This window comes from Qingrenia yutianensis (assembly GCF_014385105.1).
GTDB classification, from domain to species: domain Bacteria; phylum Bacillota; class Clostridia; order UMGS1810; family UMGS1810; genus Qingrenia; species Qingrenia yutianensis.
The window spans coordinates 1-6,702 of record NZ_JACRTE010000037.1; the positions used below are offsets into that span (position 1 = coordinate 1).

Here is a 6,702-nt window from a genome sequence, read left to right on the forward strand (position 1 = left end):
TGTGCTTTTATGCTATATATGAGCTGAAGGATGAAATCCCGAAATATGGATTTCATCCTTCGAAAAACACTTAAATTATATTATCATTTTGGAGTTTACACAAAATCGGGGAAATACCCTTTAAAGCCGTTTTTTGTTTTGTCTAAAACAAACCGGGGATATTCATACCGCCCGTCATTTTGCTCATTTTTTCCTGATTTTGCTTGTCGATTTTTTTGATAACGTCGTTCACCGCGACCAAAATCATATCTTCAAGTGTTTCAACGTCGTCGGGGTCAACCGCGTCGGGGCTGATTTTAATTTCGGTAAGTTCTTTTTTGCCCGACATTTTCACCGTTACCGCACCGCCGCCTGCCGCCGCCTCAAACTCGGACTGCTCAAGCTCCTCCTGCATTTTGACCATATCCTGCTGCATTTTCTGCGCCTGCTTAATCATATTATTCATATTGCCCATTCCCATACCCATAGGCATTCTTCCTCTTGCCATAAATCTAACCTCCGTAATTTTATTTTTATGTTTTTAATCTGTTTGCTTTAAAAATTCGCCGTTGCGCGCATTAAAATAATAGCATTTGCCGTCGCTTGATGAAATTTTCCAGCACGGCGCGGCGGTAACGTTAAGACGTTCAAGAAGCCTGTTCGACTCCGAAATGTAATATCCGAGTTCGATTTTGTCAACGTTTATTTCACCGTCAAACTGAGCGGTGTTTGAAAAATCTATCAAAATCCCCGTCAGCGACACAACCTCGGACGTGTCACTGCTTTTTTTCGGCTTGTTCTCGGCAAAATACCAGCTCCCCGAGATTTTCACTTTTCCGTTTTGTTCGGTGAGATTGAGAGAAACGTCAAAAACGGGAAAACCGCCTGTTTTAAGGTAAACAACGGCGCTTTTGTCATTCAAAACTATCTCGTTTTCGCCTTTTAAGCCGACCGAGCCGAGCACTTTTTTTATTTCGCCCTCACTGCTCAGATTTCCGTCGGTTTCCACCGAAAATGTTTTTTCGTCCCCGCGCGAAAATCCGCTCGGAAAATTGTGCGAAACCACGGCATTTTTAAGCGCTATAACGTTTAAACCGACCTGTTTTCTGTCTATTTTATCCGCGCTGATGTTTATATTTTTTGATTTTAAAATTTTCACGGTGTCGGATACCGTTTCGTCGCTGATGACCGAATATTTTGAATTCTGCACCAGCGTAAACGCGATGAGAAACACGTTCAGCACCGCAAAAAGCACAATAAGAAAGGTTTTAAGTTTTTCCCAGTTAATAAAAAACACCGCCCTTTCCTATTTTATAAGCACAGTTTTGCCCGAGTCGCTTTTCGCCGCGTATGTGATTGCATATGTTCCGCCGTCATTGAAGTAAGCGGGGAAAATTTCGCGGACGTTGGTATTTTTCAAATCGTCTTTGGACGCAAAAAGCTTGTCGAGCGCCTCAATGGTCGAAATATTTTCAATATCGGTGTCACCTGTGTAATAAATGCGGATAAGCTGTTTATAAGCGGTGATTTTTCCGTTTGAAACGTTCATTGTGAGCGCGTACGGCGAAATTTCGCCGGTGAGCGCATTTTGAATATCGTCGCGGATAAGCGTGCCGTTAATGTAATAATTCATTGTAAACTCAACGTCCGAAAGGCTTTTGTTCACAATGTCGCCCGTAAGGCTCAAATTAAGCTCGCTCTGCGGAACAACGCCTGTCCAGAAATCGGTTACAAAATTGAGCGACGCGGTGAAAATACTGTTAAAATCGGCATCGGCGTCAACGGGGAGCGAAACACCCTTGTCGGGCGCAATGGCCTTGTATTCAAAATATCCGCTGGGGTGAATTTTAATCGAGCCGTAGTTTTCGACGTACACAATCGCGCCGTCGGGCTCGGTGTATTTCCGCGCGGTGTTTATGTTAAAACTGAACTTTTTCAAAATTGTGTCAACGGTTTCGGAGTCAAAATCCTCATTCGAGCGCGAAAACACGGGATTTATCGAATACAGCGAACTGTGCCTTGTTCGGTTTATCGAAAGCACAACGTCGGGGGAAATGGTGACGTTCTGCGAGTCGGAGTTGATTTTGTCAAAATTTAACTCAAACGAATACGGCAAATCGCCCGTTGTACTGCCTGCATAGCGCGTGAGAAGATTTTCAAATTCCTTTTTGTCATAGCGGACACTGCATTTTTTAATGCTTTGGTCGGTATAATCTCTGATGTAAACGTAAAGGCTGGACGAGGCAATGTCGCCCTGCGAAATGATAAAATCGCGGATTGTCATACTGCCCGTTTTAACCTTTTGCACACCCAAAATATTGCCCAAAACTTCCGAATCGTATGCAACGGGATAGGAAACGAAAATAGATTTTGCCTTAAGCGCCGAATTCCATTCGTCGGAGGTTGATTTTGTGTAATTGTCCGACGTGAGCGCGATTATGAAAATGCTTTTGACGGGTGTAATTATTGTATCGTACGCCTCGTCGGTTTCATAAAAAATACTGCGCTTTGACGCGTTGTTTACAACCAGCTGTTTGGGAAGCGCAAGTTTTTCCTTAGACAGACTTCCGCTGTTTTTAAGCACTTTCTGCCCGAAAATTTTCTGTGTAATATCAGAAAAAAAATTATAGCCGTCGGGCCATAATTTTTTATCGAACCAAATATTGAGCGTAAGGCAAACACTGCTTATGATAAGCAGCGCCAAAACGATATTTTTAATTCTTTCTTTAATTTTCATAAAAATCCTCTTTTGAAAAGGAGAAATTTAAACCGCAAAACTAATTAAGACGGCTTGTGATAAAGGTTTTGAGGTTGCCGACATAAGCCTCGCTCAAAAGTGTAACTTCAAGGCGCGTGGTCTGAACTGCATTGTCTTTCTGCGCGTAAACGAGAATTTTGTTAAGTCCTTCTCTCAAAAGCACCTGGCGCGCATAAAGTCCGCTTGCGCCGACTGCCGTTTCTTCAAATTTCACACCGTTGAAATATGTATTGATTTTGCGGTACATACCTGTTGACACGTCGTACATATAAATTGCAACGTTTGTGCCCGCCTTTGCCGCCGCCGATACAACGCAAACCGAATTTGACGTTGTGGTGCTGAACGAGTCGGGATTTAAAATATCAACAAGATAGTCCGCCGTGCCGACATACGACGAACCCAAAAATTCGGGTGCTGCAAGCGACGTGAGCGGCAGCGACATAACTATTAAACATAAAACAATCGCAATTATTTTTTTCATTGCTTTTTACCTCCGTTTCGGCAAAATATTTATAAAATTTTACAATACAACCATTGTTATCACTATTATACAACATCAATGTTACAGTAATATTACCGTTTCTTTAAAATACAATTACATTTGAAACATTGCTCGGTTATTAAACGTTATTTTCGGGTTTTTTTACTGCTTTTTCCCGTCGGAAGAATTATTACAACCTCGGTTCCTGCGCCGTAAATGCTGTTTATTTTAATGCTTCCGCCGTGCGCCGCAATAATATCGTGTGAAATTGCAAGTCCGAGTCCCGTTCCGCCCTTTTCGCGCGAGCGCGCCTTGTCGACGCGGTAGAAACGCTCGAAAATATGAGGTAAATCCTCTTTCGGTATGCCAATTCCGTTGTCCTTTATTTTTATGTAAACACTGTCGTACATCTTGCCCGACGCAACGTAAATTTTGCCGTCCGAGCCTGTGTATTTAATCGCGTTGCTGATGATGTTGACCAAAACCTGTTCCATAGCGTCGCGGTCGCCTTCAAACGGAAGAAGAGCCGAGAGAGGCTCGTAAGTAAGTGTAAGATGCGCAGATTTTGCGTTGATTTCCTGTTTTGCAACAACGCTTTCCACCAGCGCGGAAAGGTCGAATTTTTCTTTTTTAAGACCTTTTTTGCCGTAGTCGAGGCGCGAGAGAACAAGCAAATCTTTTACAAGGCGCGTCATTCTGTCCGATTCGTTATTTATAACGTTTAAAAAGCTTATGAAGTTGTCCTTGTCAAAATCGTTTTCCTCTGCCGAATAAAGAAGCGTTTCCGCGTATCCTTTTATGGTTGTGAGCGGAGTGCGCAGTTCGTGCGACACGTTTGCCACAAACTCACGGCGCGAGTTGTCAAGGCGCTGCTGTTCGGTGATGTCCTGCAAAACCACCACAATACCGCCTGTTTTTTCTTTTGTGCGGAATTTCGCGAAATAAAGCTTTATTTCAACGTTTGCGCGCTTGATAGTGCGCTCTTTTGTGGACATATCCGCAGAAATAAGCGCCTGTGAAATTTTCGGTTCGGTGTCCGAAAAAACATCGTCAAATGTCATATTTTCTATTTTGTGAATACGCATAAGCTTTTTTGCCGCGGGATTTATGTGGATTATTTTTCCCGACGAGTCAAACGCCATAACGCCGTCCGCCATATGCTTCAAAATGGTTTCAACCTTGTCTTTTTCGCTCTGAATTTGTTTGAGCGTGTCGTTTAATTCCACCGCCATATCGTTGAACGTTTCGGTCAAAAGTCCGATTTCGTCGCTCGATTTTACGTCGATTGTAAATTCAAAATCGCCCGACGTGATTTTCTGCGCCTTGCGCGTAAGCGACGAGATAGGAGAAATAATTGTGCGCGACAAAAGTATTCCGAATACCACCGAAAGAAACATTCCGAGCGAAAGCGACAGGAAAATGATATTTAAAATGTTGCGCACCACCGAGTCGATTTCAACCTTTGAGTCTTTTATGTAAACAATGTAGTTTCCCACCGGCACGGCAAAATCCATATAGCTTGCGTTTGTTTCGGTGCTGTCGCCCGTTTTTCCGCTCATTGCCGATATAATATTCGGCGTGATTTCAAGGGTTTTCGCAAGCTCGGGATTGCTCCCGTAAAGCGCCTTTCCCGTTTTGATGTCAAGTATGTAGTAGTTTCTGAAAGAGTCTATTCCCATCTGCCCCGAATATGCGTCAACGCTTTCGGTAAGCTGGTTTACACCGTTCTCGCCGCCGGATTTTTCGGCAAGCTGACGGCAAAATTCTTCATTGTATACGTTTTTCATCAGCGTTTTAAATTCGTCGTGATAAAAAGCGTCAATCCGGTTAATCATAAACGTTCCTATGACGATAATAACCGAAATTGTGAGCACAACAAACATAGCCACAATTTTGTAGCTGATACTGCTTTTTATTTTAATCCCGTCCGTGTGCGCGTTTTTTCTCATTATGTTAAACTCTCTTTTGAAAACATATTTTTAAAATTACGAGTGAAAATAGTATCCCACACCGCGTTTTGTAAGAATGTAGTTCGGTCTTGCCGGGTCGTCCTCAATTTTTTCGCGCAGACGTCTTACAGTAACGTCAACCGTGCGCGGATCACCGACATATTCGTAGTCCCACACCTTGTTCATAAGGCTGACGCGCGAAAAGATTTTTCCCCTTTGCGTCGCAAGGAATTTCAAAAGCTCAAATTCGCGGTATGTAAGGTTAATCGGTTCGCCGTTTTTTGTAACCTCATACCTCTCGGGGTCAATGGATAAGTTGTTGCAGCTGATAATCTGCGAGCTGCTGTTTTCCTCTGCGGCGGTGTTTATACGGCGCAAATTCGCCTTAACCCTCGCCAAAAGCTCGCGCAGGCTGAACGGCTTTGTGATGTAGTCGTCCGCGCCGAGCTCCAAACCCAGAACCTTGTCCACTTCCTCCTCGCGCGCTGTAAGCATAATTATCGGCACAGACGAGGTTTCGCGTATTTTTCTGCATACCGCAAAGCCGTCTTTTTTCGGAAGCATAACGTCCAGCAAAATGAGGTCGGGATTTTGTTCCTCCGCTTTTTTGAGCGCCTCCTCGCCGTCGTATGCCTCTATTACTCTGTATCCGCTTTTTATAAGATTAACTTTTAATATTTCAACTATCGGTTTTTCGTCGTCAACTACCAGAATTAAATTTTCCATACATAACCCTTCTTTCAAAATAAAAAATAGTTATACATCTTCATTGTATCATATAAAAAATATTTTTCAAGCATAATTTTAAAATAAGGGTTAATTTTGTAAAAATTTGTCTATTTTGAGCGCGGTTTTGAGAAAAGAGCGGCAAGAAAGCCGAAAAGTATCGCCGCGGTAATTCCTCCTGCCGTTGCGGTAATTCCGCCCGTCATAACGCCAATTAAGCCTTTTTCGCTGACTGCCTTTACGGCACCCTTGCAAAGCGAATATCCAAAGCCGATAATCGGCACCGTCGCGCCTGCACCGGCGTATTTTACAATGGGGTCGTATACACCGATGAGCGTTAAAAACGCGCCGGCGACAACGTATGATACCATTATCCGCGCCGGTGTGAGTTTGGTTTTGTCTATGATTATCTGTGCGATTACGCACAGCAGTCCGCCGACCCAGAACGCCTTGAAAATGTTGTAAAGCATATTTTTTCTCCTTTTTGTAGTATTGTAGGGGGCGATGCCCACATCGCCCCGAACGGGTTTTTGGTTGTTTAAACGGGACGATGTAGGCATCGTCCCCTACAATTTTGTTGAATTTAAAGTTTTGTTCTATATCAAAAACATAAAATATGATATTATACTGTTTCGCTCCGCGGGGGCACTTTTAGAGTAAAAGTGCCTCAAAAGCGCGGGGGTTCCGATTCCCCCGCACCCCTAAACGGCTTGGGGTTCCACCCCAAGACCCCTCGTAACAATCAAATCATTCAAACAACAGATTACCGAAATATTTTTCAAACAAAAACCGAAAACAAACCGTTCGCC

Annotated in this window: 7 protein-coding genes; all 7 read right to left on the reverse strand. The window is 43.4% G+C overall.

The window, feature by feature from the left end:
• Positions 1-142: 142 nt before the first annotated feature.
• The 7 genes from H8706_RS11580 to spoVAE all read right to left on the reverse strand — a co-directional run bounded on the left by H8706_RS11580 (position 143) and on the right by spoVAE (position 6,363).
• On the reverse strand, positions 143-487 hold the full coding sequence (locus H8706_RS11580) for a YbaB/EbfC family nucleoid-associated protein (RefSeq protein ID WP_178348704.1): 345 nt from the start codon (positions 485-487) through the stop codon (positions 143-145).
• A 33-nt stretch (positions 488-520) separates the two neighbouring features.
• Positions 521-1,276, reverse strand: coding sequence for a hypothetical protein (locus H8706_RS11585; RefSeq protein WP_262432758.1), 756 nt, complete (start codon positions 1,274-1,276; stop codon positions 521-523).
• A 9-nt stretch (positions 1,277-1,285) separates the two neighbouring features.
• Positions 1,286-2,716, reverse strand: a complete 1,431-nt coding sequence (locus H8706_RS11590; RefSeq protein WP_262432759.1) for a hypothetical protein — start codon at positions 2,714-2,716, stop codon at positions 1,286-1,288.
• A 40-nt stretch (positions 2,717-2,756) separates the two neighbouring features.
• Positions 2,757-3,218, reverse strand: coding sequence for a hypothetical protein (locus tag H8706_RS11595; protein WP_262432760.1), 462 nt, complete (start codon positions 3,216-3,218; stop codon positions 2,757-2,759).
• 146 nt (positions 3,219-3,364) lie between these two features.
• Positions 3,365-5,167, reverse strand: coding sequence for a cell wall metabolism sensor histidine kinase WalK (locus tag H8706_RS11600; protein WP_262432761.1), 1,803 nt, complete (start codon positions 5,165-5,167; stop codon positions 3,365-3,367).
• Positions 5,168-5,203: 36 nt separating this feature from the next.
• Positions 5,204-5,893, reverse strand: coding sequence for a response regulator transcription factor (locus tag H8706_RS11605; RefSeq protein ID WP_262432762.1), 690 nt, complete (start codon positions 5,891-5,893; stop codon positions 5,204-5,206).
• A gap of 110 nt (positions 5,894-6,003) precedes the next feature.
• Entirely contained in the window at positions 6,004-6,363 is a 360-nt protein-coding gene (gene spoVAE / locus H8706_RS11610) for a stage V sporulation protein AE (protein ID WP_262432763.1), read from the reverse strand.
• Between the last annotated feature and the right edge of the window lie 339 nt (positions 6,364-6,702).